At 63.4% G+C, this 25,495-nt stretch carries 25 protein-coding genes; 11 read left to right on the top strand and 14 right to left on the bottom strand.

Translation table 11 applies throughout. The features are described from left to right. Positions 1–11: 11 nt before the first annotated feature. The gene (locus VPH40_RS07705) at positions 12–1,169 is read right to left on the bottom strand and encodes an iron-containing alcohol dehydrogenase (RefSeq protein ID WP_328573131.1); all 1,158 of its coding nucleotides are present in this window, start codon (positions 1,167–1,169) and stop codon (positions 12–14) included. Positions 1,170–1,311: 142 nt separating this feature from the next. Here VPH40_RS07705 and VPH40_RS07700 point away from each other — a divergent pair, with 142 nt between their 5' ends. Both VPH40_RS07700 and VPH40_RS07695 read left to right on the top strand, forming a co-directional pair. Beyond that, on the top strand, positions 1,312–1,617 hold the full coding sequence (locus VPH40_RS07700) for a ferritin family protein (RefSeq protein WP_034750230.1): 306 nt from the start codon (positions 1,312–1,314) through the stop codon (positions 1,615–1,617). Positions 1,618–1,742: 125 nt separating this feature from the next. Next, positions 1,743–2,222 carry an Imm26 family immunity protein gene (locus VPH40_RS07695; RefSeq protein WP_099667202.1) on the top strand — a complete coding sequence of 160 codons (480 nt, stop codon included), beginning with the start codon at positions 1,743–1,745 and terminating at the stop codon, positions 2,220–2,222. A 32-nt stretch (positions 2,223–2,254) separates the two neighbouring features. On the opposite strand, the gene VPH40_RS07690 is transcribed toward VPH40_RS07695, so the two are convergent. Together VPH40_RS07690 and ompR are read right to left on the bottom strand one after the other, a co-directional pair. Further along, positions 2,255–3,613 carry a sensor histidine kinase gene (locus tag VPH40_RS07690; protein ID WP_077406916.1) on the bottom strand — a complete coding sequence of 453 codons (1,359 nt, stop codon included), beginning with the start codon at positions 3,611–3,613 and terminating at the stop codon, positions 2,255–2,257. A 13-nt stretch (positions 3,614–3,626) separates the two neighbouring features. Next, positions 3,627–4,328, bottom strand: coding sequence for an osmolarity response regulator transcription factor OmpR (gene ompR / locus VPH40_RS07685; protein WP_223278807.1), 702 nt, complete (start codon positions 4,326–4,328; stop codon positions 3,627–3,629). Between the two features lie 264 nt (positions 4,329–4,592). Between ompR and VPH40_RS07680 the strand changes: the two genes are divergently transcribed. Next, entirely contained in the window at positions 4,593–4,982 is a 390-nt protein-coding gene (locus VPH40_RS07680) for a hypothetical protein (RefSeq protein WP_099378341.1), read from the top strand. Positions 4,983–5,141: 159 nt separating this feature from the next. Further along, complete coding sequence (locus tag VPH40_RS07675; RefSeq protein WP_305062392.1) at positions 5,142–7,001, top strand: flagellar assembly protein A; 1,860 nt, start codon at positions 5,142–5,144, stop codon at positions 6,999–7,001. Here the strand turns inward: VPH40_RS07675 and arfB are convergent, their stop codons facing one another. Continuing rightward, positions 7,002–7,400, bottom strand: coding sequence for an alternative ribosome rescue aminoacyl-tRNA hydrolase ArfB (gene arfB, locus VPH40_RS07670; protein ID WP_034779396.1), 399 nt, complete (start codon positions 7,398–7,400; stop codon positions 7,002–7,004). It lies immediately after the preceding gene. Positions 7,401–7,597: 197 nt separating this feature from the next. Here arfB and VPH40_RS07665 point away from each other — a divergent pair, with 197 nt between their 5' ends. Next, complete coding sequence (locus VPH40_RS07665) at positions 7,598–8,080, top strand: chemotaxis protein CheW (RefSeq protein WP_077406904.1); 483 nt, start codon at positions 7,598–7,600, stop codon at positions 8,078–8,080. A gap of 39 nt (positions 8,081–8,119) precedes the next feature. Here VPH40_RS07665 and VPH40_RS07660 read toward each other — a convergent pair whose 3' ends face one another. From VPH40_RS07660 to dapC, 9 genes are all read right to left on the bottom strand, one after another. After that, positions 8,120–10,111, bottom strand: coding sequence for an ATP-binding cassette domain-containing protein (locus tag VPH40_RS07660; RefSeq protein WP_328573130.1), 1,992 nt, complete (start codon positions 10,109–10,111; stop codon positions 8,120–8,122). Between the two features lie 48 nt (positions 10,112–10,159). Further along, positions 10,160–11,050 carry a 50S ribosomal protein L3 N(5)-glutamine methyltransferase gene (gene prmB / locus VPH40_RS07655; protein ID WP_099667205.1) on the bottom strand — a complete coding sequence of 297 codons (891 nt, stop codon included), beginning with the start codon at positions 11,048–11,050 and terminating at the stop codon, positions 10,160–10,162. Between the two features lie 56 nt (positions 11,051–11,106). Beyond that, positions 11,107–12,243, bottom strand: coding sequence for a succinyl-diaminopimelate desuccinylase (gene dapE, locus VPH40_RS07650; protein WP_305062391.1), 1,137 nt, complete (start codon positions 12,241–12,243; stop codon positions 11,107–11,109). Between the two features lie 48 nt (positions 12,244–12,291). After that, positions 12,292–12,648 carry an ArsC family reductase gene (locus VPH40_RS07645; protein ID WP_328573129.1) on the bottom strand — a complete coding sequence of 119 codons (357 nt, stop codon included), beginning with the start codon at positions 12,646–12,648 and terminating at the stop codon, positions 12,292–12,294. Positions 12,649–12,793: 145 nt separating this feature from the next. Then, complete coding sequence (locus VPH40_RS07640; RefSeq protein ID WP_305062390.1) at positions 12,794–13,396, bottom strand: RES family NAD+ phosphorylase; 603 nt, start codon at positions 13,394–13,396, stop codon at positions 12,794–12,796. A gap of 10 nt (positions 13,397–13,406) precedes the next feature. Continuing rightward, on the bottom strand, positions 13,407–14,132 hold the full coding sequence (locus VPH40_RS07635; RefSeq protein WP_305062389.1) for a hypothetical protein: 726 nt from the start codon (positions 14,130–14,132) through the stop codon (positions 13,407–13,409). Positions 14,133–14,247: 115 nt separating this feature from the next. Further along, entirely contained in the window at positions 14,248–15,795 is a 1,548-nt protein-coding gene (locus VPH40_RS07630) for an FAD-dependent monooxygenase (RefSeq protein WP_328573128.1), read from the bottom strand. Positions 15,796–16,027: 232 nt separating this feature from the next. Beyond that, entirely contained in the window at positions 16,028–16,855 is an 828-nt protein-coding gene (gene dapD, locus VPH40_RS07625; RefSeq protein ID WP_070282206.1) for a 2,3,4,5-tetrahydropyridine-2,6-dicarboxylate N-succinyltransferase, read from the bottom strand. 12 nt (positions 16,856–16,867) lie between these two features. Then, on the bottom strand, positions 16,868–18,097 hold the full coding sequence (gene dapC, locus VPH40_RS07620) for a succinyldiaminopimelate transaminase (RefSeq protein ID WP_328573127.1): 1,230 nt from the start codon (positions 18,095–18,097) through the stop codon (positions 16,868–16,870). 225 nt (positions 18,098–18,322) lie between these two features. On the opposite strand from dapC, the gene tsaB reads away from it, so the two are divergent. The 4 genes from tsaB to VPH40_RS07600 are packed head-to-tail and all read left to right on the top strand — an operon-like array spanning position 18,323 to position 21,384. After that, positions 18,323–19,048 (top strand): tRNA (adenosine(37)-N6)-threonylcarbamoyltransferase complex dimerization subunit type 1 TsaB, encoded by a 726-nt coding sequence (gene tsaB, locus VPH40_RS07615; RefSeq protein ID WP_328573126.1) that lies wholly within the window; start codon positions 18,323–18,325, stop codon positions 19,046–19,048. Continuing rightward, positions 19,045–19,536, top strand: a complete 492-nt coding sequence (gene rimI / locus VPH40_RS07610) for a ribosomal protein S18-alanine N-acetyltransferase (protein WP_099667211.1) — start codon at positions 19,045–19,047, stop codon at positions 19,534–19,536. Before tsaB ends, rimI begins: the two co-directional genes overlap by 4 nt. Continuing rightward, positions 19,533–20,444, top strand: coding sequence for a uracil-DNA glycosylase (locus VPH40_RS07605; RefSeq protein ID WP_328573125.1), 912 nt, complete (start codon positions 19,533–19,535; stop codon positions 20,442–20,444). The genes rimI and VPH40_RS07605 overlap by 4 nt, the downstream gene beginning before the upstream one ends. Then, positions 20,437–21,384 (top strand): DUF1853 family protein, encoded by a 948-nt coding sequence (locus VPH40_RS07600; RefSeq protein ID WP_442906623.1) that lies wholly within the window; start codon positions 20,437–20,439, stop codon positions 21,382–21,384. The genes VPH40_RS07605 and VPH40_RS07600 overlap by 8 nt, the downstream gene beginning before the upstream one ends. A gap of 35 nt (positions 21,385–21,419) precedes the next feature. On the opposite strand, the gene lplT is transcribed toward VPH40_RS07600, so the two are convergent. Further along, complete coding sequence (gene lplT / locus VPH40_RS07595) at positions 21,420–22,682, bottom strand: lysophospholipid transporter LplT (RefSeq protein WP_034779369.1); 1,263 nt, start codon at positions 22,680–22,682, stop codon at positions 21,420–21,422. A 247-nt stretch (positions 22,683–22,929) separates the two neighbouring features. Here lplT and alr point away from each other — a divergent pair, with 247 nt between their 5' ends. Both alr and radA read left to right on the top strand, forming a co-directional pair. Beyond that, positions 22,930–24,027, top strand: a complete 1,098-nt coding sequence (gene alr / locus VPH40_RS07590; RefSeq protein ID WP_328573124.1) for an alanine racemase — start codon at positions 22,930–22,932, stop codon at positions 24,025–24,027. A gap of 69 nt (positions 24,028–24,096) precedes the next feature. Further along, the gene (gene radA / locus VPH40_RS07585; RefSeq protein ID WP_099667214.1) at positions 24,097–25,473 is read left to right on the top strand and encodes a DNA repair protein RadA; all 1,377 of its coding nucleotides are present in this window, start codon (positions 24,097–24,099) and stop codon (positions 25,471–25,473) included. The last annotated feature ends 22 nt before the right edge of the window (positions 25,474–25,495 follow it).

Here is a 25,495-nt window from a genome sequence, read left to right as displayed (position 1 = left end):
GTGGTGCGAATCTACAGACTGAGTTCCAGCACCTTGCGGCTGACGGCGGGCGTCACTTCGCGCTGTTCGCCCAGGGCCGTCATGCCGTGCGCTTCCAGGGCGGACACGACGGCGTCCACGCTGGCGTGATTCAGGCCATAGTCGGCCAGGCGCGTCTTGACGCCCATGTGGCGGAAGAAGAATTCCGTGCGCGCGATGGCGGCCTCGATGCGGCCATCCTCGTCGCCGCCGTCCAGGCCCCACACGCGGGCCGCGTATTGCAGCAGCTTGGCGCGCTTGGCCTGCTTGCGCACACGCAACATGCTGGGCAGGATGATGGCCAGGGTTTGCGCATGGTCGAGCTCGTACAAGGCCGTCAATTCGTGGCCGATGGCGTGCGTGGACCAGTCCTGCGGCACGCCCACGCCGATCAGGCCGTTCAAGGCCAGGGTGGCGCTCCACATCACGTTGGCACGCACATCGTAGTCGTCCGGGTGCGACAGGGCTTTCGGGCCTTCTTCGATCAGGGTCAATAAAATGCCTTCGGCGAAGCGGTCTTGCACGGACGCGTTCACAGGGTAGGTCAAATACTGTTCCATCACATGCGCAAACGCATCGACGACGCCATTGCCCACCTGGCGCAGCGGCAAGGTGAACGTCTTCGACGGGTCCAGCACGGAGAATTTAGGATATACCTTGCGGCTCATGAACGAGCGCTTTTCCTGCGTGGCCTTGCGCGTGATCACGGCCGAGCCATTCATTTCGGAACCCGTGGCCGGCAAGGTCAACACGGTGCCGAAGGGCAGGGCGGCTTCGACGATCTTGCCGCCTTTGGCCAGGATGTCCCACGCCACACCTTCGTGCAGGGCGGCCGCGGCGATGAACTTGGTGCCATCGACCACGGAACCGCCGCCGACGGCCAGCAGGAAATCGATGCGCTCGCTTTTCACCATGGCCACGGCCTGCATCAGGGTTTCATAGCTGGGATTGGGTTCGATGCCGGCAAATTCCAGCACCGTATGGCCGGCCAGCGCCGCCTTGACTTCATCGTAGACGCCGTTCTGCTTGATGCTGCCGCCGCCATACGTCATGAGCACTCTGGCCTGGGGCGGGATCAGCGCCGTGATGGCGGCGATCTGGCTCTGGCCGAAAAGGATTTGCGTCGGATTGTAAAAGTCGAAATTGAACATGGGGCTCCTGCCGCTGAGGTTTAGGCTGTTGCTGAGCCATGATTATGGCCGAATGGGTGGAAACGTGCCGTGGACGCTTGAGCTTTTCGTCCGCGCGGTGGAGAATGCAGCCGATGTCACCACCACGCGAAAAGGAATGCGCATGACCACCGTCCCACTGGAAGAATCCGGCTTGCCGGCCACCGCGCTCGACATGCACCGCGCCATCGGCGCCACCATCGCCGCGCTGCAGGCGCTGGACTTGAACAGCCAGCGTTTCGAGGCGTGCACGGACCCGGAACTGCGCCGCGTGCTCGCGCATGCGGGCGACACCAGCCGCAAGGAAGCGGCCATGCTGCTCGAATGGATGCGCCGCCGCGACGCGCGCCTGGACACGGCCATGAAGGAAGCGCTGTTCAAGGCGGGGCCGATTGTTGCCCAGTATCACTATGACGAGAAAATATTGTAACTATTGGTTTGTTGCTGTGGCGTACCATGCGCCACTTTCGCATCGCTTCGCGTAGACTGTGCCCCTAATTAAATTTAACGTCGGATAGCAGCGGCTGTCCGGTGTATTTCAGGGGGCTTCAAGAAATGAGATCATTACCATACCGAGAAGGCAGCTGGTTTGCCGTGCCCTTGCCGGGCGGCGGCTATGCCGTCGGCGTGGTGGCGCGCAGGGCGCCTGCCGGGCGCATCATGCTGGCGTATATGTTCGGGCCGAAGCGCGACAGCTTGCCCACGCTGGAAGAGCTGGAAGGCTTGCGCCCGGAACAGGCCGTGCGCCGCCTGCGCACGGGCGACATGGCCCTGCTCAACGAGCGCTGGCCCCTGCTGGGCGACAGCCGCCACTGGGAGCGCGACGCCTGGCCCATGCCGGCCTTTATCCGCCGCAATGAATCCTTGCAGCGTGCCTGGCGCGCCAGCTATGCGGACGCCGACCCTGCCAAGCTGAACCGCGAGGAATCGATTCCCTTCGATACGCCGGGCATGGAAAGCGATTCCCTGTACGGCTATGGGGCGACGGAACTGTTGATGAATAAATTGCTGGCGCAGGAACAGGCGTCCGCCTGAGCGGCAGGGAACGGCACAGCTGTGCCGTTCGTTTACGCCGCTGGCAAGCTGATCTGAAACGCGAGGCCGCCGCCTTCGCGGTTGCGCACTTGCAATTCAGCGCCATGGCGCAGCAGTACGCGGTCGACGATGGCCAGACCTAAGCCTGCGCCATTGGCTTGCCCACGCGCCGTGTCGAGGCGGGTGAACGGCTTCATCAGCTGCTCGATCTTTTCCGCCGGCACGCCCGTGCCGTGGTCCTGCACCTCGATGATCACCTTTTTCGCGCCGTGGCTGGTGCGCACCTGGCAGGCGATGTCGATTTCCGTCACGTCGCTGTCCGGCGTCTTGCCATAGCGGCGCGCATTCTCGATCAGGTTGTTCAGTACGCGGCGCAGGTCGGTGGGGTTGCCCATCGCATGCGCGCCGTCGGCGATGCTGGCGTTGATCTTCACATCCGGCAGGCGCATCGCTTCGCGCGTCATGTCGTTGAGCAAACCGCTGAGGTCGACGTCGGTAAAGCTCGACGCCTCCGTCGGCCTGGCATAGTCGAGGAACTGGCCGATGATGGCGTCCATTTGCCCGATATCGGACTGGATGCCTTCGCGCGCCTCGTCCGACAGGTTCGCCATTTCCACTTCCAGCTGCATGCGCGCCAGCGGCGTGCGCAAGTCGTGCGAAATGCCAGCCAGGATCACGGCGCGGTCCGATTCCACCTGTTTCAGGTCGTCGACCATCTGGTTGAAGCTGCGGTTCGCCTCGATGATTTCGATCGGCCCCTTTTCCGGCAGCGGCGCCGGCTGCTTGCCCTTGGCGATGTCGCGCGCGGCCGCCGTCAAGCGCGACAGCGGCAGATTGATCAGGCTGGAAATGATGGCCGCGCCCAGCAGGGACAGCAGGGACACGAGGCTGGCCCAGCCCAGCCACTGGAAGCCCGTCAGGCCGCGCAGGCGCTCGCGGTCCAGCATCAGCCAGTACTCGTCGTCGTCGATCTTGAAGCTGACCCAGAAGCCGGCCACGCCGTTGACGCGCGCGGAAAAGCGCGTGTCCTTGCCCAGCTTGGCCTTCACCAGCGCCTCGATGTCGGGCATCAGGTAATTGTCGGGCGGCGGCTCGATGCGGTCGTCTTCTTCCAGCGAGAAGATGCGGATGCCTTCATTGCTGACGAGGTCGAACAGCAGCTCGCGCCGCAGTTCGGGCGCCGAGTGCGTCAAGGCCGCATGCGTGATGGTGACGACGGAAATGATCTGGGCGGAAATCTGCTGCGCCTGCGGCTCGCGCTGGATGAAGGAAATCATGCTGAACCACGCGATCATGCTGACCGTGGTCAAGGTGCCGAGCAGCAAAAAGGTGCGCCAGAACAAGCCGCTTTTCAGCCGCGCCAGGCTGATATCGGGAAAAAGCTTCATCATGCCTCGCCAGCGATCAGCGCGGCTGTCCGTCCGGGATGAAGACGTAGCCGAGGCCCCACACGGTCTGGATGAACAGCGGGCTCGACGGATCTGGCTCGATCAGTTTGCGCAGGCGCGAGATTTGCACGTCCAGGCTGCGGTCGAACACTTCGTATTCGCGGCCGCGGGCCAGTTCCATCAGTTTTTCGCGCGACAGGGGCTGGCGCGCATGACGGGCAAACACTTTCAGCACAGAAAACTCGCCCGTGGTCAGGGGCACCGTTTCGCCATTCTTTTTCAGGGTACGCGTGCCCAGGTCCAGCACGAAGTCGCCGAATTCGAAGGTTTGCGGCGTTTCCGACGGCGCGCCCGGGATTTCATCGGGACCCTTGCGGCGCAGCACGGCGCCGATGCGGGCTACCAGCTCGCGCGGATTGAACGGTTTCGGCAGGTAATCGTCGGCACCCATTTCCAGGCCCACGATGCGGTCCACGTCTTCGCCCTTGGCCGTCAGCATGATGATCGGCGTCTGGTCGCCCGCGCCGCGCAGGCGGCGGCAGATCGACAGGCCGTCTTCGCCCGGCAGCATCAGGTCGAGCACCAGCAGGTCGTAGCGTTCGCGCAGCCACAGCTTGTTCATGGCCGTCGCGCTCTCTGCCGTGAAGACATTGAAACCCTGTTCGGTCAGGTAGCGGCGCAGCAGGTCGCGCAGGCGCACATCGTCATCGACCACCATGATTTTTGCCTGGTGGCCGTGGATCGATTGCGTTGGTGTGTTGCTGCCGGAAGTGGAGGTTGTGGTCATTTAGGGTGTCGTGTTATCTTATATTAGTTGCTATAGTAACGCCTCGCGCGGCGTCGGCAAGGGGCTGTGGCGACCCATTACAAAGTGTTACAAACTTTACCCAATTACTCTTACTGCACCGTGTAAAGCATCATACACTGGGGCCACAGTGGAAATCAGCTTTAAGTTTATACGGCATCGCGGAAGAGGAACTCAATGAATATCTTTACTAAAAAAATTCACGCCGCTCCCAGCGCAGCTATTGCCGCACGTACAACTGTGCTGTCCGCATTTGCCGTTTGCTCCGTGTTTGCCGCCAGCCTGGCGTCAGCGCAAAACCAGCCGCCGCCACGCCGTGACGACCAGCAGCAAATGCAGGCTCAGCGGTATGAACAGGTACAGCGCACCAGCAGCAATGATACGCGACTGCGCGAACAGCGTGACGCACGCAGTTTCGACACGCGCGCCGAAGAGCAGCGCCGCGCCAACGAAGGCGCCGACGCTTCGCGCCGCACGGGCCGCATGACGCCCGACGAACGGCGCGACCTGCGCCGCCAGATCAACGAAGTGGGCCAGGATATCTATTCCAACCCGCCGCGCCGCTAGGCAGCCATCCCCCCTCCGACAGGGCCATCTCGCAAGACATGGCCCTGTTTGCATCTGGCCGCATGCATTGTTGCTCAGTCAGGCACACGGCCCCGCCCCGTGATATTGTTCTAGTGCACGGAGGCAATTCTTTGAAATGGCTGCTGGGGGAGGCAAGGCGTGAGCGACGACGACACACCCGTTCCGGATGCGGTCCCCGCAGGCGGCTTGCCGCACGGCCTGGTCCAGCGCGACGAGGGCGTGTTCCTGGACCTGTCGCTGGCGCCGGCGCAACTGCGCGCCGCCGTCGACCAGCTGTTCCAGTCGGGGCAGTTGCTGGCGGGTCTCGATTACGGTTTGTTCCTGCTGACCCTGTTCCATGCGCCCGCACCCCGCGCCGCGCCCAAGGGCGACGCCTTGCTGCGCATCGCCGTGCGCGTGGCGCCATTCCCGCCCCAGCGCCGCGCCCTGTATAAACAGGTCAAGATCCGGGGCGACAGCGCCGAGTTTTATTTTGAAACCTTGCCTGCCGACGCGGATGGCCAGGCGCCGGCGCGCCGCGAGTTTGACGAGCTGGTGGCTGACTTGTGGTGCAAGGGCGTGCACTACGGCATCGATAGCGTGGCCGTGCGCGCCATGCTCGCCAGCGGCAAGGCCGAGCGCATCACGGTGGCGCGGGTGCTGCCGCCGCAGCCGGGGCGCGACGCCCAGCTGGTCGAAGTGTCGCAAGGCATCCACCGCGACGATGCGCCGCGCGAACGCTCCGATGGCCGCCTGGATTTGCTCAGCTTCAAGAACCGCTTCCCGCAAGTGAAAAAGCACGCGCGCCTGCTGCGCCTGCTGCCGGGCACGCCCGGCTTGCCTGGCTATGACCTGGCCGGCAAGCCAATGCCGCCGCCCGCGCCGCTGGAGCTGGACCTGGCTGCGGTGGCGGGGCCAGGCACGTCGGTCGAGTATTTCAGCGATGGCGCTTTCGTCGTCGCCACCATGGATGGCTATGTGAATGTCGATGAGCACGGCAAGATGTCGATCGAAAACAAGATCGTCAGCCGCGAAGGCGTCAGCAGCCGCACCACGGGCAATCTGAAGCTGCGCGCCGCCTACGAGGAGTATGGCGAAGTGCAGGAGCAGCGCCAGCTCGACGGCAGCGACATCACCATCCATGGCGACGTGTATGGCCATCTGCACTCGCATGGCGGGTTGATATGGCTCAAGCGCAACCTGGTGGGCGGCACGGCCTTCAACGAGCACGGCGACGTGCGCGTCGAGGGCGTCGCCTCCGGTTCCGTGCTGCAGGCGCTGAGCGGCGAAGTGCACGTGAAGCGGGCCGAAAGCTGCGTCATCGCCGGCACGCGCGTGGTGATCGACAGCGCCAGCAATTGCGAGATCATCGCCGACGAGGTCGTCATCGAACTGGCCGAAGGCTGCGCCGTGGCGGCGCGCACCATCCGCATCGGCAGCGCCGGTCCCCGCAGGCAGGTGGAAATGCTGCTGTTCCCCCTCGTGCCCGACTTGAGCGCGCTGGAGCAAAAGATCGGGGAAAGCCTGGCGAAGGCGGCGCAATTCCTGCAGGTGCAGCACAAGCGCCAGCAGGAAATAGATGCCATCGCGCAATTGCCCGAGGTGCGCAACTACCTGACCCTGGCGGGCCAGCTGCGGCGCGGCGAATTGCAGTTGCAGCCAGCGCAGCAGGTGCAGTACGACAAGCTGGCCGCGCGCATCGCTCCCGTGCTGAAGGAGGTGGCGCGGCTGCGCGTGGAAGTGAAACAGTCGGAAATCCTGCACGCGCAGATGCTGGCGCTGGTGGAACAATTGCGCCAGGAGCGGCAGGCGACGGCGGGCCAGTCGCGCTGCACCCTGGGCCTCGTCGATGGCGAGACGACGGTGCGCGCCCTCGTCGTGCCGCCCGGACCGGCCAAGGTCTACGACCGGCCGCCGAAAGAAATCAAGGCCTTGCTGCGCAGCGCCACGCCGGCCACGCAGCCCGTGTTCGCGGACAGCACGGGCAGCCTGGACTGGACTTACCAGCCACCGCCCTGATCAGTCGATAACTTTGCCGCGGGATTGCTTGAGGACGCTGTGCGTGCTCTTGCTGTCGAGGCGGCGCCGCTGCGAGCTGCGCGTGGGCTTGGTGGCGCGGCGCACGGCGGGCAGGAAAGTCACGCTGTCGATGATTTCCTGCAAGCGCCGCAACGCCTCTTCCTTGTTCTGCTCCTGGCTGCGCGACTGCTGCGCTTTGAGCACCAGTACGCCATCCTTGCTGATGCGGCTGTCGCGCAGGGCCAGCAGCCGTTCCTTGTACGCTTCCGGCAGCGACGAGGCGGCGATGGGGAAGCGCAGATGGATGGCGCTGGACACCTTGTTGACGTTCTGCCCGCCCGGGCCCTGGGCGCGGATGGCGGAAAATTCAACTTCAGCGGGGTTGACGAGGTGTTGCATGGCCTGCCTGTTGGGGGGGGGATGTCGGTATTGTAAGGGAAGATGGCTGCGCCGGCGCAAGGCGGGGCGCCGAGTACCGGCTGGCCTTCCGGGAAAGTTGAGTTTTCTCAACGCCGCCTGCGGCGATGCTGGTTAGCATGGGGCCAACGTTGCGCCACTGCGCATCCTGGCAGCGCTTACCGGATGAAAGGAACACCATGCAGCCCACGACCACGCCTGGCGCCGCAACCGCGCAATACCTGACGCAGTACTTGAGCTTCCGGCTGGGCGGCCTGGAATACGGCCTCGATTACCGTTGCGTGCGGGAATTGCGCCCCCTGAAGGAACTCGACCGTTTTTCCTCGGAAGGGGAAGTGCTGCACAGCGTGGCCGTCTCGCGCGGCGTGATCATTCCCATCGTCGACATGCGCGCCGCGTTCGGCAGCGCCCACGGCGCGCCCGACCCGGCTACCGACGTGATCATCCTGCAGCTGAGCAATGGCGTGATGGGCATGGTGGTCGATGGCGTCACCGATATCGTCAGCCTGGCCCCCGCCGACATCGCCGCCGTGCCCGGCCTGGGCGAGACCGAAGCCGATTACCTGCTGGGCCTGGGCACGGTGGCGGGACGCCGATTGATCCTCGTCGACATCGACCGCCTGATGGCGATCCGCAGCCCCAGCCCCATGCAGGCGGCATAAAAAAAGACGACCCGGAAGTCGTCTTTTGTCGCTACTTGCTTAACCGAGCTTTTCGAGTTGATCTTGCAAGTCCAGCCATTCCGCTTCCAGCTGCGCCAGGTCCTTGGTGAAGAAGGTCTGGTCGGCCAGCAATTGCTTCAGCTTGGCCTTGTTGGCCGCGTCGTAGATGGTCGGCTCGCCCAGCTTGGCGTCGGTTTCCGCCTTTTGCGCATTGCGCTTGGCGATCTGCTCTTCCTGGCGCTTGATCTTGTTTTCGATCGGCTTGCGCAGGGCGGCCGTTTTCTGGCGCTCTTCCGCTTCCTTGCGCTTGTCGCGCACGGGCGCGGCCGGGGCCGGGGCGGCGGCTACCGGCGAAACGACGGGGAAGTCCGTCTTGTTGGCCTTGCCGGCGGCCGGCAGCACGTCCGTGCCCTTGCCCAGCTTGGTCTTGAACAGCCAATCCTTGTAGTCGTCCAGGTCGCCGTCGAACGGTTGCAGCTTGCCGTCGGCAACGATGATGAATTCGTCGGTGGTGGCGCGCAGCAAGTGGCGATCATGGGAAACGACGACCAGGGTGCCTTCGAACTGGGCCAGCGCTTCCGTCAGCGCTTCGCGCGTTTCCAGATCCAGATGGTTGGTCGGTTCATCGAGCAGCAGCAGGTTCGGACGCTGCCAGACGATCAGGGCCAGCGCCAGACGGGCTTTTTCGCCGCCCGAGAACGGTGCGATCGAGGCGGTGACCATGTTGCCGGGGAAGTTGAAGCCGCCGAGGAAGTTGCGCAGTTCCTGCTCGCGCACGGTCGGGGCGATCTTCGCCAGATGCCACAGCGGCGATTCGTCGTGGCGCAGCATTTCCACCTGGTGCTGGGCGAAGTAGCCGATGTTCAAGCCCTTGCCCATGGTGGCGTCGCCCGTCAGCGGCATCAGTTCGCCGGCGATGGTCTTGATCAGGGTCGATTTGCCGGCGCCATTCTGGCCCAGCAAGCCGATGCGCTGGCCGATCTGCAGCGAAAACTTGATGCCGTTGACGATGGTTTTATGCGTGATCTCGCCCGTCGCCTCGTTCTCGATCTTGTAGCCCGCATCGACGTCTTCCATCACCAGCAGCGGGTTCGGAGCCGACAGCGGCTCGCGGAATTCGAACGAGAATTCGGCGGCGGCGCGCAGTGGCGCCAGTTCTTCCATCTTCGCCAGCGCCTTCATGCGGCTTTGCGCCTGGCGGGCCTTGGACGCTTGCGCCTTGAAGCGGTTCACGAACGATTCCAGATGGGCGCGCTTGCGCTGTTGCTTTTCCAGCGCGCCGGCGGCCAGGATCATCTGCGCCGCGCGTTGGCGCTCGAAGCTCGAATAGTTGCCCGAGTAGCGTTTCAGCTTGCGCTCGTCGATATGCACGACCACGTTGACGACTTCATCGAGGAAGTCGCGGTCATGGGAAATGATCAGCAAGGTGCCGGCGTAACGCTTGAGCCAGTCTTCCAGCCAGATGATGGCGTCCAGATCCAAGTGGTTGGTCGGTTCATCGAGCAGCAGCAGGTCGGACGGGCACATCAGCGCTTGCGCCAGGTTCAGACGCATGCGCCAGCCGCCGGAGAAACTGGCCACAGGTTGCTGCATCTGGTCCAGGGTGAAGCCCAGGCCCAGCAGCAATTGCTCGCCGCGCGATTGCACGGTGTAGGCGTCGGCATCGGCCATGGCGCTGTAGATTTCGCCGATGGCGATACCGTTTTCCGACGTGGCAGGCTCCGATTCCAGGCGCGCCAGTTCCGCTTCCAGTTTGCGCAGGGTGACGTCGCCGTCGATCGCATAGTCGAGCGCGGCACGGTCCAGCGGCGGCGTTTCCTGCGCCACGTAAGCCACGCGCCATTTGGCCGGGAAATCGATCTCGCCCTGGTCAGGGTGCAATTCGCCACGCATCATGGCGAACAGGCTCGATTTGCCCGCGCCATTGGCGCCGATCAGGCCGATCTTGTCGCCCGGATTGAGGGTGACATCGACTTGTTCGAGCAACGGTTTGATGCCGCGCATCAGGCTTACTTGTAGGAAACGTATCATTTTTTTCTTTGTGTTGTAAATTAAGGCGCTGCGCGCTGACGCCAGCGCTTATACCAGCTTGAGCTGCTCGGCCGTCAGCAGGAAGACCATGTCGTCGCCGGCGCTCGTCGTCAGCCAGGTCAGGCCCAGCTCGCCGAAGGCCGCTTCCGCGTATGCGCGTTCGTTGCCGATTTCAATCATCAGGATGCCGTCGTCCGTCAGGCGCTCGGCCGCGCCGGCGATGATCTTGCGCACCAGGTCCATGCCGTCGCTGCCGCCGTCGAGGGCGATTTGCGGTTCGGCCAGGTATTCCTGGGGCAGGGCGCCCATCGACGCGGAATTCACGTACGGCGGGTTGCTGATGATCAAATCATATTTCTTGGCTGGCACGTTCGTGTACAGGTCCGATTCGATCAGGGTGACGCGGTCCTGCAGCTTGTACGTGTCGACGTTGCGCTTGGCCACGGCCAGCGCATCGGCGGAAATGTCCACGGCGTCGACCTGGGCGTTCGGGAAGGCGTCGGCCATCATGATAGCCAGGCAGCCCGAACCGGTGCACAGTTCCAGGATGTTTTCCACGGCTTCCGGTTCCGCCACCCACGGCGAGAAGTATTCAGGGATCAGCTCGGCGATGAAGGAGCGGGGCACGATCACGCGTTCGTCGACGTAGAAGTTGTACGTGCCCAGCCAGCCTTCCTTGGTGATGTAGGCGGCCGGCACGCGGTCGATGCTGCGGCGGTCGATGACGCTCATCACGCTGGCCACTTCCGACGGCAGTAGCTTGGCGTCGAGGAACGGTTCGAGCTTGTCGAGCGGCAACTTCAACGTGTGCAGGATCAGATAGGCCGCTTCGTCGAACGCTTCGGCGCTGCCGTGGCCGAAAAACAGCTTGGCGGTATTAAAACGGGTAACGGCGTAGCGCAGCAGGTCGCGTGGCGTGGAAAACGGGTTCGGGGTCATGGCATTCTCGAAAAGACGGTGTTCTGGCCCGCCGTGACGGGCCTCGGTATTCTGGTTCAGACGGGCAGCAAATGCTCCAGGGTGCGCCGGTAAATATTCTTCAGGGGATCGATGTGGCGCAGTTCGATGTGCTCGTCGATCTTGTGAATACTGGCATTGGGCGGCCCGAATTCTATCACTTGGGGGCAGATTTGCGCGATAAACCGGCCATCCGAGGTGCCGCCCGTGGTCGACAGCTCCGTCGCGAGGCCCGTTTCTTCCAGGATGGCGGCCGACAGCGCATCGCTCAAGGTGCCGCGCGGCGTGAGGAAGGGCAGGCCGCTCAGGGTCCACTGCAAATCGTATTGCAAGTCATGCCGGTCGAGGATGGCGTGCACCCGTTCCTGCAATCCCTCGGCCGTGCTGGCCGTGGAAAAGCGGAAATTGAAGTCGATCACCATGTCGCCCGGAATCACGTTGTTCGCGCCCGTACCCGCGTTGATATTCGACATTTGCCACGAGGTGGGCAAGTAATACTCGTTGCCCGCATCCCATTTTTCCTCGACCAGGTCGGCCAGCGCCTGCGCCGCTTCGTGGATGGGATTCATTGCCAGGTGCGGGTAGGCGATATGGCCCTGCACGCCCTTGATCGTCAAACGGCCCGACAGCGAACCGCGGCGGCCGTTCTTGATCATGTCGCCCAGCTGCGCGCTCGACGTCGGCTCGCCCACCAGGCAATAGTCGATCTGTTCGCCGCGCGCCTTCAGTTGCTCGCACACGATGACGGTGCCGTCCGTGGCCGGGCCTTCCTCGTCGCTGGTGATCAGAAAGGCGATCGAACCCGTGTGCTCCGGCGTGGCGGCGATAAATTCCTCGCAGGCAATTACCATGGCGGCGATCGAGGTCTTCATGTCGGCCGCGCCACGGCCGTACAGCTTGCCGTCGCGGTGCGTGGGAATGAAGGGCTGCGAACGCCATTGCTCGACGGGGCCGGTCGGCACCACGTCCGTATGGCCGGCAAAGACGAACACGGGCGACGTCGTGCCGCGCCGCGCCCACAGATTGGTGACGTCGTTCGACTGTATCGTTTCGCAGACAAAGCCCAGCGGCGTGAGGATGTCGATCAGGTGCTGCTGGCAGCCCTTGTCGTCGGGCGTGACCGAGGACAGGGCGATCAGTTTTTCGGTCAGGGCGAGGGTTTTGGAGGTGGTCATGGGTAAGGTCGTGCCGGCAACATCGTTCCGGTTGTCAACTAAGTATGGTTACAGCGAGAAAAGGGTCTGGTACTGCGCATCCGAAAACGCCACGCTGAACAGGCCATCCTTGTCCAGCACGGGGCGCTTGATGATGGATGGGTTTTCCAGCATCAGCTCCAGGGCGCTGGCCGCGTCGGTGATCGATGCTTTGCGCTCGTCGGACAGGGCGCGCCACGTCGTGCCTTTCTTGTTGACCAGCACGTCCCATGGCAATTGCGCCAGCCACGCCTCGACGGTGGCGCGTTCCAGGCCCTGCTTCTTGAAGTCGTGGAAGGTGAAATCGAGTTGCTGCGCGGCCAGCCAGGTGCGGGCCTTTTTGACGGTATCGCAGTTGGGGATACCGTAGAGTGTAATGGTCGTCATGGGTAGGGCTAAGGGGGTATGAATGCGGTTCGCTTGATCGCGGCGCTTGCGCTGGCGCGATATGCGATGTTAGCCGACATTATACAGTCGATGCGCGGTCGATGCGGCAGTGCAACAAGGTTGCATGTTCATGGCAGGTTCAGGGCTAGGCGCTGCGGATGCCCAGCAGCGTGGCGGCCTGGCCGAAGTCCGGATGGACCGAGAGCGGCGTGGCGGACACCCGCGCGAGCTTGGGCGCGGCGCGGTGGAACAGCACCAGGGCCGTTTCATCGTTTTTGTGGCGCGACATGTAGAGCATGCCGTCAACGGTGTCCGGATGCGCATGGATGGCCGCTGACCATGTCTTGGTCGTCTGGTACGACGATGTACCGCTGAGCCCTCCATGGCCGCCCAGCTTTCTGAGGGCGGCGCCTGTCAGGTCGGCCAGGATGAGCGTTTCCCCCGTGAGCCGAATGACAAAACGCGCCCGAATCACGGCCAGCTCGATCACGAAGCGGTTATGGATGGGTTTGCGGTCATGCAGCAAGGTTTCAGCGAGGGCGACGGCCAGCGAACTACCGAGATAGCAGGTGCCGAATCGGGCCGCCACCTGTGGATGGGGATCGTCGAAGCGGTAGGTGTTTGCCCTGCCGAAATACGGTTCGCCCGTGGCATGGCCGGAGATCCGGTACAGCGTGGCGGGATCGCAGCGCGCCGTCTGCAGCGCTGCGGGCAGTTGCGGCAGACGGGGCAGGCGCAAGATTGCCACGGTCGTGCTGCTATTCGTCTGCGTAGGCGCGGGCGGCCGCCATCACGGCATCGAGCTTGCCTTTGGCCAGGGCCTCCAGCGGCGACTTGCCGCCCAGAGACAGGCGCGGGGCGGTAAAAAAATCCCATTTGGCGGCGCCGGGCAAGTCGCCGAGGATTTTGCTGATTTTTTCCAGGATGTGGCGGTCGTGGCGGGGATCGGCGAAAAATGCTGGATAGACATATTCTCCGGAGGCGCCGCGCAAGGCAAACAGGCGTCTGGCTTTGAGTGCCGCACTGAGCGCTTGCGGCGTGACTTCCAGCCGGGCGCGCAGTTCCGGGCCGGATAGCAAGCTGTGCGACGCCAAGTCTTTTTCACGCTGCTGCCGTTCCTGCTCTTCCAGGCCGCGCATGAATTGCCGGGTGCTGACGTGGCCGGCATGTGCGTCGATGCCGGAAACCCGGTTCAACTCCCGTTCGGCCACGATATCGAGGTCGCGCCGCATTTGCGCGAGCAGCGCGGGCCGGTCGTCGCGCGGTACGGCGTCCAGCAGCGATGCATACGCTTCCTGGAACGTATCTTGTGCAATATTAAAGCGCAAGCCGGTGGCGCTGGATGCGAGTGTGTCCGCCAGCTTGCTGGCCAGCGAGGGCGTGGCAGGCGCATGCCCGGTGTCGGCGGCGGCCTCATCGATCATGCCGGTGTCGCCCTTGCCGGCAGGGGCGCGAGTATCCGAGGTGTTCGATGTATTCGACATGGCCCTATCCTTGAAACGCATGTTTCAGCATAGGACAGGAAGTCAAACAAAGCAAACAAAGCAAAGAAATTAAGTTGGTTGGCTTGATGTGGCACAAACCGTCAACTCTGTGATGTTACACAGGCCGTGGCGCCGCCTTGCCCGATTCGGCCGGACCGAAATGCAGGCCCAGCCGCAGGGCCAGGGCGCGCAGGGCGCCGCTTTCCTGCAGGTGCAGGGCCAGCGCGATGTGGCCGTCGGGGCGCACCAGATAGGCTGCGTCGCGGCCCAGGCCGGCCAGCTTGGCGGCGACATTGAAGGTGTAGCAATGCACGGGCAGTTTCAGCACGCGCGCCTCGTCCAGCAGTTCGGGCGCCGCTTCGCCATAGATGTGCAATTGCCAATCCATGCTGCGCAGGGCCGTGAAATTGTCTTGCGTGCCGTCCGAGAACCACGGCAGGCGGTCGCCGCCGCGCAAGTATTCCGCGTGGCCCGCGGACAGGGCGCTGTCTTCATAGCTGATCTGGATTTGCGACACGGTCCGGAACAGCAAGCGGCGCGCCCGCCCGAAGCCGGAGAGGAAGGGCAGCGCGTGCGGCACCAGCCAGCGGCGCAGGAATTGCCCGGCGATGCCTTGCGCGACGATGGCCTGGAAGGCGCGGTCGGTGGTGGCGACGAGCTTGCGGGCAAACACGATGCGCTCGCTTTCATAGGTGTCGAGCAGGGCGTCGTTGCTTTGTCCTCGCAGCTTTTGCGCCAGTTTCCAGGCCAGGTTGACGGCGTCGCCCAGGCCCGTGTTCATGCCCTGGCCGCCCACGGGGCTGTGCAGGTGGGCCGCGTCGCCGAGGATGAAGCAGCGCCGCTCGCGAAACTGCGCCGCCACCCGGTGATGCACTTTATACGTGGAAAACCAGTTCACGTGCTCGACCTGGATATTCAGCAAGCTTTCCACCTGTTCCCGCACGTCGTCGAAGACGGGCGCGGGCGCGCCTTCCGGCCGGTCGGGCAGGATGCCGATCAGGCGCTGCATGCCGCTGGTGCGCACGGGCAACATCAGCGCAAAAGAGTTCGCGCCCAGGTGGGCGTGCAAATCCGTGTTGTTGCCGGCCACTTGCGCATCGGCCACGTAGTACAGGTGGTCGTAGGTGCCGCCCGAGAACGCGAAGCCGGCGATCTCGCGCACCTTGCTGCGGGCGCCGTCGCAGCCGCAAATATAGTTAAACGTGCAATATTGCCGTTCGCCATTATTGAGCAGAATGGCTTGCACTTCGCTATCGTCCTGCGTCCACAGGTCCAGCGCGACGTTCCATTCCACATGCACGCCGGCCGCTGCCAGCTTGCTGATGAGGAAGCGCTCATGCTCGTCCTGGGGCAGGCTCAGCACGAAAGGGTAGGGACTCAGGCCTTCGCCGATCTCGCCCAGCGCCAGTTTCACCAGCTCCTCGCCGCCTTCGTGGATGTGCATGGCATTGATCTTGATGCCCAGGCTGACCAGCTCGTCGGCAAAGCCCAGCTGCTGGTAAAACTCCAGGGTGCGCGCATGCACGGCCATGGCCCGCGACGCCTGGCCCGGTCCGCTGTTTTTATCGATGATGCGGCAATCGACGCCATGGCGCGCCAGGCGCAAGGCAAGCATGAGGCCGGCAGGACCGGCGCCGACGATCAATACGGGAGGAGTATTCATGCCATCCAGTATAGGACAGGATGGGTGATGGCTGCGCGACGATTGAAGTTGCTATCTGGAAATGAAAATGTCCCGCCGGTTGGCAGGACATGATTTTTTACGTGCGTCACGACGCCTCTGCAAACCGTAGCGAGCACGCTCAATATCGGGTCGAGTAGCGGAACTGTACATGTAGTACAGTGAGCAACGGAAACCGGATAGTGGGCAGCGCAGTAGGTTTACAGAGGTGTCATCAAATACCGCGCAGCAGCTCGTTGATACCCGTTTTTGCGCGGGTCTTCGCATCCACGCGCTTGACGATCACGGCGCAGTACAGCGAGTACTTGCCGTCTTCCGAAGGCAGGTTGCCCGAGACCACGACGGAGCCGGCTGGCACGCGGCCGTAGGTCACTTCGCCCGTGGCGCGGTCGTAGATCTTGGTCGACTGGCCGATGTACACGCCCATCGAGATGACGGAATTTTCTTCGACGATGACGCCTTCGACGATTTCCGAACGGGCACCGATGAAGCAGTTGTCTTCGATGATGGTCGGGTTCGCTTGCATGGGCTCCAGCACGCCGCCGATGCCGACGCCGCCGGACAGGTGGACGTTCTTGCCGATTTGCGCGCAGGAACCGACGGTGGCCCAGGTGTCGACCATGGCGCCTTCATCGACGTAGGCGCCGATGTTGACGTAGGACGGCATCAGCACGACGTTCTTGGCGATGAAGCTGCCGCGGCGGGCGACGGCTGGCGGCACCACGCGGAAACCGCCCTTGGCGAAGTCTTCCTTGGTGTAGTTGGCGAACTTGGTCGGGACCTTGTCGTAGAACTGCATCGTGCCGTCCGATGGCAGCACGACGTTGTCTTCCAGGCGGAACGACAGCAGCACGGCTTTCTTGACCCACTGGTTGACGACCCAGTCGCCCGAGGTTTTTTCCGCCACGCGGATGCTGCCGTTGTCCAGGCCATTGATGACGTGGGAGACGGCGTCGCGCAGTTCGGCCGTGCCGTTGCCCGGATTGATCTCGGCGCGGTTTTCCCAGGCCTGGTCGATGATGTTTTGCAGTTGTTGGCTCATGATGATGTCTTATTAGTGAGTTAATGCGGATGCGGAAAGCTGCTGGCAGAATTTTACTATGCGTAAGGCCGCTTCCAGCCCTTCGGCCGTTTCGGCCACGAGGGCCATGCGGATGCGGTTGCGGCCCGGATTGATGCCGTGCGCGTCGCGCGCCAGGTAGCTGCCAGGCAATACCGTCACATTATATTCGGCGTACAGGCGTTGCGCGAATTCGGTGTCGGACAGGCCCGTGCGGCTGACGTCGGCCCACAGGTAGAAGCCGGCGTCCGGCAATTGCACGTCCATCACCGATTGCAGCAGCGGCGTGATGGCGTCGAACTTGGCGCGGTACTTGGCGCGATTTTCCTCGACATGGGTTTCGTCGTTCCAGGCCGCGACGGAGGCCGCCTGCACGGCAGGGCTCATGGCGCCGCCGTGGTAGGTTCGGTAAAGCAGGAATTTTTTCAATACTTCGGCATCGCCGGCAACAAAGCCCGAGCGCATGCCCGGCACGTTCGAGCGCTTCGACAGGCTGGAAAACACCACCAGGCGCGCATACGGGCGCTCGATGGTGGACAGGCCCAGCATGTGCGCCGCCTGCAGCGCGCCCAGCGGCGGCGTGTCGCCGTGGTAGATCTCGGAATAGCACTCGTCGGCGGCGATGACGAAATCGTAGCGCTCGGACAGGGCGAACAGATGTTCCCAGTCCGTCAGGCTCAGCACGGCGCCCGTCGGGTTGCCTGGCGAGCACAAAAACAGCAGTTTCACTTTTTCCCACACGCTGGCCGGTACGCTGTCGTAGTCGCAGCCGAAATTGCGCGCCGGGTCGGAATTGACGAAATACGGTTCGGCGCCGGCCAGGTAGGCGGCGCCTTCATAGATCTGGTAAAACGGATTCGGGCTGATCACGAGCGAACCGGCGGCCGGATCGATCACCGTTTGCGCCAGCGCAAACAGCGCTTCGCGCGAACCGTTCACGGGCAGGATTTGCGTGGCAGGATTGAGCTTGGGGATGCCATAGCGGCGCTCCAGCCAGCCGGCGATGGCTGTACGCAAGGCTTCCGAACCGATGGTGGTCGGATAGCTGGCCAGGCCATGGATATTGTCGACCAATGCCTGCTCGATGAAAGCCGGCGTCGGGTGCTTGGGTTCGCCCATGCCCAGGCTGATGGGCGCATACTCGGGATTGACCGTCACGCCGGCAAACAGCTGGCGCAGCTTTTCAAAGGGATATGGTTGCAGTTTAGCAAGAAGTGGATTCACGGAACGGACCAGGGCAAGAGTGGAAAGACGATGTTGCTCAGCGATTGCTAGGCGATTGCTTGGCGCGGCAGACTTGATGCCGGTCAAATAATGAGCCGCGTCTTTCATTATAGCCGTCCTCGCGGGGCCGCTGTGCAAGCCGCATCGGCGTGAGGGCTGCCCGGCTTGCCACGGCATGCCGCAGCGGGGAGTGCCATGCCGTGGCGCGGCAAGGTAAAATACGCTATGTCTACCTTACTTCCCACCCTGCTTGCCATTGAAACCTCGTCCGAACTCGCCTCCTGCGCCTTGTTGCGCGGCGATGTCGTCCTGTCCCGCGCGTCGTCGGGCGTGCGCACCCATTCCCAGTCCATCTTGCCGATGGTGCAGGAATTGCTCGCTGAAGCGGGCGTGACCCTGGCTGACGTCGACGCCATCGCCTACGGCTCCGGCCCCGGCTCGTTTACGGGCGTGCGCACGGCTTGCGGCATCGCGCAAGGCCTGGCCTATGGCGCCAAGCTGCCTGTCGTGCCCGTCGTCACCCTCGACGCTATGGCGCTCGCGTGCCACCAGCAGCATAGCGCGCAACGCATCGTGACCGTGCTCGACGCCCGCATGGGCGAAGTGTACTGGGCGCAATATGATTACCAGGATGGCTTGCAGATTGTTGCGCCACCGGCCCTGAGCGCGCCGGCCGGCGTGGCGCCGCAAGGCGACGTGGCCGCTTGCGGCAACGGTTTCAGTGCATACGCCGAAGCGCTGGCCCCGCTGCCATGCGCCGCGACTGCCGACGCCGCCATCATGCCGTACGCCGTGCAAGTGGCGCAGCTGGCGCGCATCGCCTTTGCGGCCGGCCAGTTCGTGACGGCGGCCGAGGCGCAGCCTTTGTATTTGCGCAACAAGATCGCCTTTACCAGCGCGGAACGGCAAGAGATGCAACAGGCCAAGGCCGCTGCGGAGTCCGCGCAATGAGTGTGGCGGACCAGGACCGCGCTGCCGGCTGGGACTTGTTGCGCCTCGACTATCAGCCGATGGCCGAAGCGGACTTGACCGAGGTGCTGGCGCTGGAGCAGCGCGTGTATCCGCATCCCTGGACGCACGGCAACTTTGTCGATTCGCTCAAAAGCGGATATCCGGCCTGGGTGCTGCGCGACGTGGATGGCACCTTGCTCGGCTACTTCCTGTTGATGCTGGTCGTCGACGAGGCGCACTTGCTCAACGTGGCCGTCGAAGGCGCGATCCAGGGTCAGGGACTGGGCCGCTTCCTGCTGAACCAGTCCTGCGCCTGCGCGCGCCAGCTGGGCATGGAATCGATGCTGCTGGAAGTGCGCCCGTCGAACGTGCGCGCGCTCGATATTTACCAGCGCTATGGATTTGAACAGATCGGCCGGCGCAAGGGATACTATCCGGCCAGTAACTCGCAACGTGAGGACGCCATCGTGATGCGTTATACCTTATGAGCCGCAGCGCCGTTTTCCTCGATGAAATGGGCGTCGGCCCCCTGTGGCGCCTGCGCCAGGGTGGCGCAGCCGAGGCCGCTGAAGCGGCTGACGTTGACGAGATCGTGGAAGCAGCAGCGGCACCGGTGGCCGCCGTGGTTGAAGCTGTTGCGCCGTGCGTACCCGCAGCTGAGGTTGTTGCTGAGGTGAAAGCCGTTGACGTTGCTGCGCCTGTCGCTCCCGCTCCCGCCACGCCTGCCGCTCCCGCCGCTCCCGCCGCATCTGACGATACGGCCTGGTTCGACGATGCGCCGCCACCGCCGCCCGCCAGACAGCTGAGCGATGCCGATATCGCCGCCCTCGACTGGGATGGCTTGACGGCTGCCGTCGCCAAGTGCGCGCGCTGCGACCTGTGCAAGACGCGCAAGGGCGTCGTCATGGGCCGCGGCGACCGCCAGGGCGATTGGCTGATGCTGGCCAGCAGCCCGTCGCGCCTGGAAGAGCGGGAAGGGCGCGCCTTGCCGGGCGAGCAGGGCAAATTGCTCGACAATATGCTGAAAGCCATCGCCGTCGATGCGGACCGCGATGTATACATCACGCACTTGCTGAAATGCCGTCCGCTCGACGAGGCGGGCCAGGAACGCTTGCCGACAGAAGCCGAGTCGGCCGCCTGCCGCCCGTATTTCGAGCGCGAACTGGCCCTGCTGCAGCCGCGCACCATTTTGACGCTCGGCTCGATGGCCGCCGCCGGCATCAATCCCGGCGAGAAACCCGTGCGCGGTACCGTGCGCCAACTGGGCAAGGCTGCCGTCGTGGCCACCTTCCACCCGGAAATGCTGCTGCAGGACGAGACGGGCAAGGCCAAGGCGCGCGCCTGGGCCGATTTGTGCCTGGCGAAAAGCACGCACGGTGATTCGCACGGTGAGTGATGCGGCCGCCGGCGCTTTCCAGGCCCGCTTCGAGCGCCGCTGGGGGCATCTGACGCACCCCCGCGTGCGTGCGCTGGCCTGGCTGCTCGACTCGCCGGACTTGCTGGACCCGGACAGCTCCCACTGGGGCGGGCGCATCGCCAGCCTCGCGCCCGTCACGCCCCTTGTCGCGGCATGGCTGGGCGCGCTGCAGGACGATCCGTCGCCGCTCGATGCGGCGCTGGGGCCGAAATTCTATTCCCGCCTGGGCCTGTACGCTGAAAAGCTGCTGGCCTTTTATTTTGAACAGCACGGACTGCTGCAAGCGCATGGCTTGCAAGTGCAGGTCAACCGCAACGACACGGTGGGCGAGTTCGATTTCCTGCTGCGCGATGGAGCGCAGGGTGACGCGTTGCTGCACTGGGAATTCGCCACCAAGTTCTACCTGCTCGAAGGCGCGCCCGATCCCGGCGTCTTCAATCACTTGATCGGCCCCAACCTGGCCGATACCCTGGGATTGAAGATGCGCAAGATCCTCGACAAGCAACTGGCCTTGTCCCGCCATCCGGCCGCGCAAACCCTGCTGGCGCAGCCCGTGCGGGCGGCGCAGGCGCTGGTCAAGGGCTGGCTGTTTTATGCACCGGACGCCACGCCCGCCCTGGACGGTATTTCCGAAGACCATGGACACGGCTTCTGGTGCGCGCCCACACAATTGCCGCAGCAGCGCTATGTCGTGCTGCCGCGCTTGCAATGGCTGGCGCCGTTCAAGGGCCGCGACGTGGAAGTGCTGGACGTGGAGGCCTTGCGTGCGCGCTTGTTTGATCTGGCGCAACCGGTGATGGTGGCCACGGTGGATAATGTCGAAGGCTGGGAAGTGGAGCGCACGCGTGGTTTTGTCGTGCCGCCTGACTGGACGGAGCAGGCTGCCGCGCGGCGGCTGGCTGGCATGCTGCCAGTGTAATGCCGGGGGCTGATCCGCTGGGTCAGCCCCCGAAATTAATGCTTTTGCTCGCCGATCAAGGAAAGATTGTCGTGCTCGGCCTGGTTCAGCTTGTGCTTGCGCATGATCATGTACATGGTGCCGGCGACGAACAGGCCGAACAGGGTAATGATGATGTTCAGCGGCAGGTGCAAGCGGATCATGATCGAATACACGGCCAGCATGGTCAAAATAGACAGGTTTTCATTGAAGTTCTGCACGGCGATGGAATGGCCTGCGCTCATCAACACGTGGCCGCGATGTTGCAGCAGGGCATTCATGGGCACGACGAAAAAGCCGGACAGGGCGCCGATCAGTATCAGCAGCGGGTAGGCGATCCATACGGAATGTACTTGCGTCATCATCATGACGATCACGCCCATGGCGATGCCCAGTGGAATGACGGTCAGCGATTTGCGCAACGGAATGAAGCGGGCCGACAGCACGGCGCCGGCAGCCACGCCGATGGCGACCACGCCCACCAGGCTGGTCGCCTTGTCGAAGGGCATGTTCAAGGATTGCTTGGCCCATTCCAGTACGATCAGCTGCAAGGTGGCGCCGGCGCCCCAGAACAGGGTCGTCACGGCCAGGGTGATCTGGCCCAGCTTGTCTTTCCACAGGATGGAATAGCAATTGGCAAAATCAGTAATGAGTTTGATAGGATTGCGTTCCTGGTGCGGATATACGCAGCCCGTGTCGGGAATCTTCAGGTTGGCCAGGGTCGCCAGCACATAAATGCCGACCACCACGCACAGGGCCGCTTCCGTCTTGTTGGTGATGCCCGTGTCGATCAGGGGGAAGTCGAAGGACAGCAGCATGTCGGACACGTGGCCGCTGACGAGCGCGCCGCCCATGACGGTGCCGAGGATGATGGAAGTGACGGTCAAGCCTTCGATCCAGCCATTCGCCGCCACGAGCTTTTCCGGCGGCAGCAGTTCCGTCAGGATGCCGTATTTGGCGGGCGAGTACACGGCCGCGCCAAAACCGACGACGGCGTAGGCCAGCAGCGGGTGTACGTGGAAGAAGACGAGGGCGCAGCCGAAGATCTTGACCATGTTGGCGATGAACATGACCTTGCCTTTTGGCAATGCATCTGCGAAGGCGCCGACAAAAGCGGCCAACAGCACGTAAAACAGCACGAACGACAGTTTGAGCAGCGGCGTGATCCACGCCGGGGATTTCATGGACACCAATAAATCGACGGCGACAAAAAAGAGGGCGTTATCTGCCAGCGAGGAAAAGAACTGCGCCGCCATGATGGTATAAAAACCACGATTCATTCTGGATTGCCTGAAATCATATCTGGCTTGCTTTATACCACGAAAAAACGGCAAACCCCAAGTTTGGAAGGGGCCGCTTTGCATACTCTTGCCTAAGCGAACCTTAATTTTTCTGCCGTAGAAAAATACACATACATGTGAGCATTTTATAAATGATGTCCTCTGCATACGACCTTGGGTGTCTGCCGTGTCCGCGTACGGTGCATCCGGTAAAATACGGCTTTCCCACCCGCCGTGAACGATGCATATGCCCAGGCCCCTTCTCGCCACCATCCATCTCGATGCCATGCAACACAATCTGGCGCGCGCCCGTGCCGGCGCCCGCGGCGCCAGGGTGTGGGCCGTCGTCAAGGCAAATGCCTATGGCCACGGCCTGGAACGGGCCATGCGGGGCTTTGCCGGGGCCGATGGCCTGGCGCTGGTCGAGGTCGACTACGCCGTGCGTCTGCGGGAACTGGGCTGGACCAAGCCCATCTTGCTGCTGGAAGGCTTTTTTGACGCCAGCGATTTGCCTGTCATGGCGCAATATGGCTTGAACGGCAGCGTGCATTGCGAAGAGCAGATCGCCCTGCTGGCAGCGGCGCGCCTGCCGCACGCCATCGATGTGCACTTGAAAATGAATACGGGCATGAACCGCCTGGGCTTTACGCCGGACGCCGTGGCGGGGGCGTATGCGCGCCTGCGCGCCATGCCGCATATCGGCACGATCACCCTGATGACGCATTTCGCCAACGCGGACGAGGCGGCGCCCACGCGCCTGCCCCTGGAGCAGCAGATGCTGCGTTTCGAAGCGGGCGCGGCCAGCATCGGCACATCATTGCCGCGCAGCCTGTGCAATTCGGCCGGCGTGCTGCTGCACCACCTGGACAGCGACTGGGTACGCCCCGGCATCATGCTGTACGGCGGCACGCCCAGCGGCGCTCCCGGCGGCACGTCCGCGCAGGCGTTCGGCTTGCTGCCCACCATGACCTTGCGCAGCAGCATTATCGGCATCCAGGATATCGCCGCCGGTGAAGTGGTGGGTTACGGCAGCCGCTACGAAGCGGCCGGCAATATCAAGGTGGGCGTGGTGGCGTGCGGCTATGCGGACGGCTATCCGCGGCATGCGCCCGAAGGCACGCCCGTGCTCGTCGACGGCGTGCGCACGGGACTCATCGGCAGGGTGTCGATGGACATGCTGATGGTCGACCTGACGCACGTGCCCGGTGCAAAAGTCGGCAGTGCCGTCACCTTGTGGGGCCAGGGCATGCCGATCGACGAGGTGGCCCTGGCCGCCGGCACCATCGGCTACGAGCTGATGTGTGCACTGGCGCCCCGCGTGCCCGTGGTCGAAGCGACACAGTGACGGCGGCCCGCCGTTTGTATATACTGTATATATAAACAGCAGTTTCATCTTACCCGGGCAAAGTACACCATGGCAAAAGTCAAGACCATCTACACCTGCAGCGATTGCGGCGCCATCAGCAACAAATGGATGGGGCAGTGCACCTCGTGCAACCAGTGGAACACCATGGTGGAAACCCTGCCCGAGACGGGCGGCAACAACCGCTATTCGAATCCGCAACACATGTCGCTGGCGCAGACGGCGCCCGTGCTGTCGCTCGACGATATCGACGCCATCGACGTGCCCCGCTTCGGCACGGGCATCGAGGAATTTGACCGCGTGCTGGGCGGCGGCATGGTGGCGGGCGGCGTCGTGCTGATCGGCGGCGACCCCGGCATCGGCAAGTCGACCCTGCTGCTGCAGGCGCTGGCCAATATGTCGCACCACAAGCGCGTGCTGTACGTCAGCGGCGAGGAATCGGGCGCGCAGATCGCCTTGCGCGCCAAGCGCCTCGTCATCGACGCCAAGGAACTCAAACTGCAGGCCGAGATCCAACTGGAAAAGATTCTCGCCACCCTGGCCGATTTAAAACCGGAAGTGGTGGTGATCGACTCCATCCAGACCGTGTATTCGGATGCGCTTAGCTCGGCGCCCGGTTCCGTGGCGCAAGTGCGCGAATGCGCGGCCCAGCTCACGCGCGCGGCCAAGCAGACGGGCGTGACCATCATTCTGGTCGGCCACGTGACGAAAGAGGGCGCGCTGGCCGGCCCCCGCGTGCTCGAACACATCGTCGACACTGTGCTGTACTTCGAGGGCGACGCCCATTCCAGTTTCCGCCTCGTGCGCGCCATCAAGAACCGTTTTGGCGCCGTCAATGAACTGGGCGTGTTCGCCATGACGGAAAAGGGCTTGAAAGGGGTGTCGAACCCGTCCGCGCTGTTCCTGTCGCAGCACGACAACCAGGTGCCGGGCTCGTGCGTGATGGTGACGCAGGAGGGCACGCGCCCGCTGCTGGTGGAAATCCAGGCCCTGGTCGATACGAGCCACTTGCCGAATGCGCGCCGTTTGTCCGTCGGCCTGGAGCAGAACCGCCTGGCCATGCTGCTGGCCGTGGCGCACCGCCACGCGGGCATCGCCGCCTTCGACCAGGATGTGTTCATCAACGCCGTCGGCGGCGTGAAGATCACGGAACCGGCGGCCGACCTGGCCGTGTTGCTGGCGATTAACTCATCGATGCGCAACAAGCCGCTGCCGCGAGGGCTGGTGGTGTTTGGCGAAGTGGGCCTGGCCGGCGAAATCCGTCCCGCGCCACGGGGCCAGGAGCGCTTGCGCGAAGCGGCCAAGCTGGGCTTTACCCTGGCCGTGGTGCCCAAGTCGAACTTGCCGAAGCAAGTCATCGAGGGCCTCAAGGTCATCGGCGTCGAGCGCATCGATGAAGCGTTCAACAAGCTGCGCGACCACGAGTAAAAGTTGGTATGGTTTAAATGCC

It is taken from the genome of Janthinobacterium sp. P210005, assembly GCF_036231865.1.
Classification (GTDB): domain Bacteria; phylum Pseudomonadota; class Gammaproteobacteria; order Burkholderiales; family Burkholderiaceae_D; genus Janthinobacterium; species Janthinobacterium kumbetense.
The sequence above is the reverse complement of the archived record's forward strand: the minus strand, read 5'-3'. Positions and strand labels throughout refer to the sequence as shown.

Bases quoted from the DNA above. Each gene is read 5' to 3' on its own strand.
- VPH40_RS07705 (WP_328573131.1), bottom strand. From the start codon at position 1,169: ATGTTCAATTTCGACTTTTACAATCCGACGCAAATCCTTTTCGGCCAG.
- VPH40_RS07700 (WP_034750230.1), top strand. From the start codon at position 1,312: ATGACCACCGTCCCACTGGAAGAATCCGGCTTGCCGGCCACCGCGCTC.
- VPH40_RS07695 (WP_099667202.1), top strand. From the start codon at position 1,743: ATGAGATCATTACCATACCGAGAAGGCAGCTGGTTTGCCGTGCCCTTG.
- VPH40_RS07690 (WP_077406916.1), bottom strand. From the start codon at position 3,613: ATGATGAAGCTTTTTCCCGATATCAGCCTGGCGCGGCTGAAAAGCGGC.
- ompR (WP_223278807.1), bottom strand. From the start codon at position 4,328: ATGGTGGTCGATGACGATGTGCGCCTGCGCGACCTGCTGCGCCGCTAC.
- VPH40_RS07680 (WP_099378341.1), top strand. From the start codon at position 4,593: ATGAATATCTTTACTAAAAAAATTCACGCCGCTCCCAGCGCAGCTATT.
- arfB (WP_034779396.1), bottom strand. From the start codon at position 7,400: ATGCAACACCTCGTCAACCCCGCTGAAGTTGAATTTTCCGCCATCCGC.
- VPH40_RS07665 (WP_077406904.1), top strand. From the start codon at position 7,598: ATGCAGCCCACGACCACGCCTGGCGCCGCAACCGCGCAATACCTGACG.
- VPH40_RS07660 (WP_328573130.1), bottom strand. From the start codon at position 10,111: ATGATACGTTTCCTACAAGTAAGCCTGATGCGCGGCATCAAACCGTTG.
- prmB (WP_099667205.1), bottom strand. From the start codon at position 11,050: ATGACCCCGAACCCGTTTTCCACGCCACGCGACCTGCTGCGCTACGCC.
- dapE (WP_305062391.1), bottom strand. From the start codon at position 12,243: ATGACCACCTCCAAAACCCTCGCCCTGACCGAAAAACTGATCGCCCTG.
- VPH40_RS07645 (WP_328573129.1), bottom strand. From the start codon at position 12,648: ATGACGACCATTACACTCTACGGTATCCCCAACTGCGATACCGTCAAA.
- VPH40_RS07635 (WP_305062389.1), bottom strand. From the start codon at position 14,132: ATGTCGAATACATCGAACACCTCGGATACTCGCGCCCCTGCCGGCAAG.
- VPH40_RS07630 (WP_328573128.1), bottom strand. From the start codon at position 15,795: ATGAATACTCCTCCCGTATTGATCGTCGGCGCCGGTCCTGCCGGCCTC.
- dapD (WP_070282206.1), bottom strand. From the start codon at position 16,855: ATGAGCCAACAACTGCAAAACATCATCGACCAGGCCTGGGAAAACCGC.
- tsaB (WP_328573126.1), top strand. From the start codon at position 18,323: ATGTCTACCTTACTTCCCACCCTGCTTGCCATTGAAACCTCGTCCGAA.
- rimI (WP_099667211.1), top strand. From the start codon at position 19,045: ATGAGTGTGGCGGACCAGGACCGCGCTGCCGGCTGGGACTTGTTGCGC.
- VPH40_RS07605 (WP_328573125.1), top strand. From the start codon at position 19,533: ATGAGCCGCAGCGCCGTTTTCCTCGATGAAATGGGCGTCGGCCCCCTG.
- lplT (WP_034779369.1), bottom strand. From the start codon at position 22,682: ATGAATCGTGGTTTTTATACCATCATGGCGGCGCAGTTCTTTTCCTCG.
- alr (WP_328573124.1), top strand. From the start codon at position 22,930: ATGCCCAGGCCCCTTCTCGCCACCATCCATCTCGATGCCATGCAACAC.
- radA (WP_099667214.1), top strand. From the start codon at position 24,097: ATGGCAAAAGTCAAGACCATCTACACCTGCAGCGATTGCGGCGCCATC.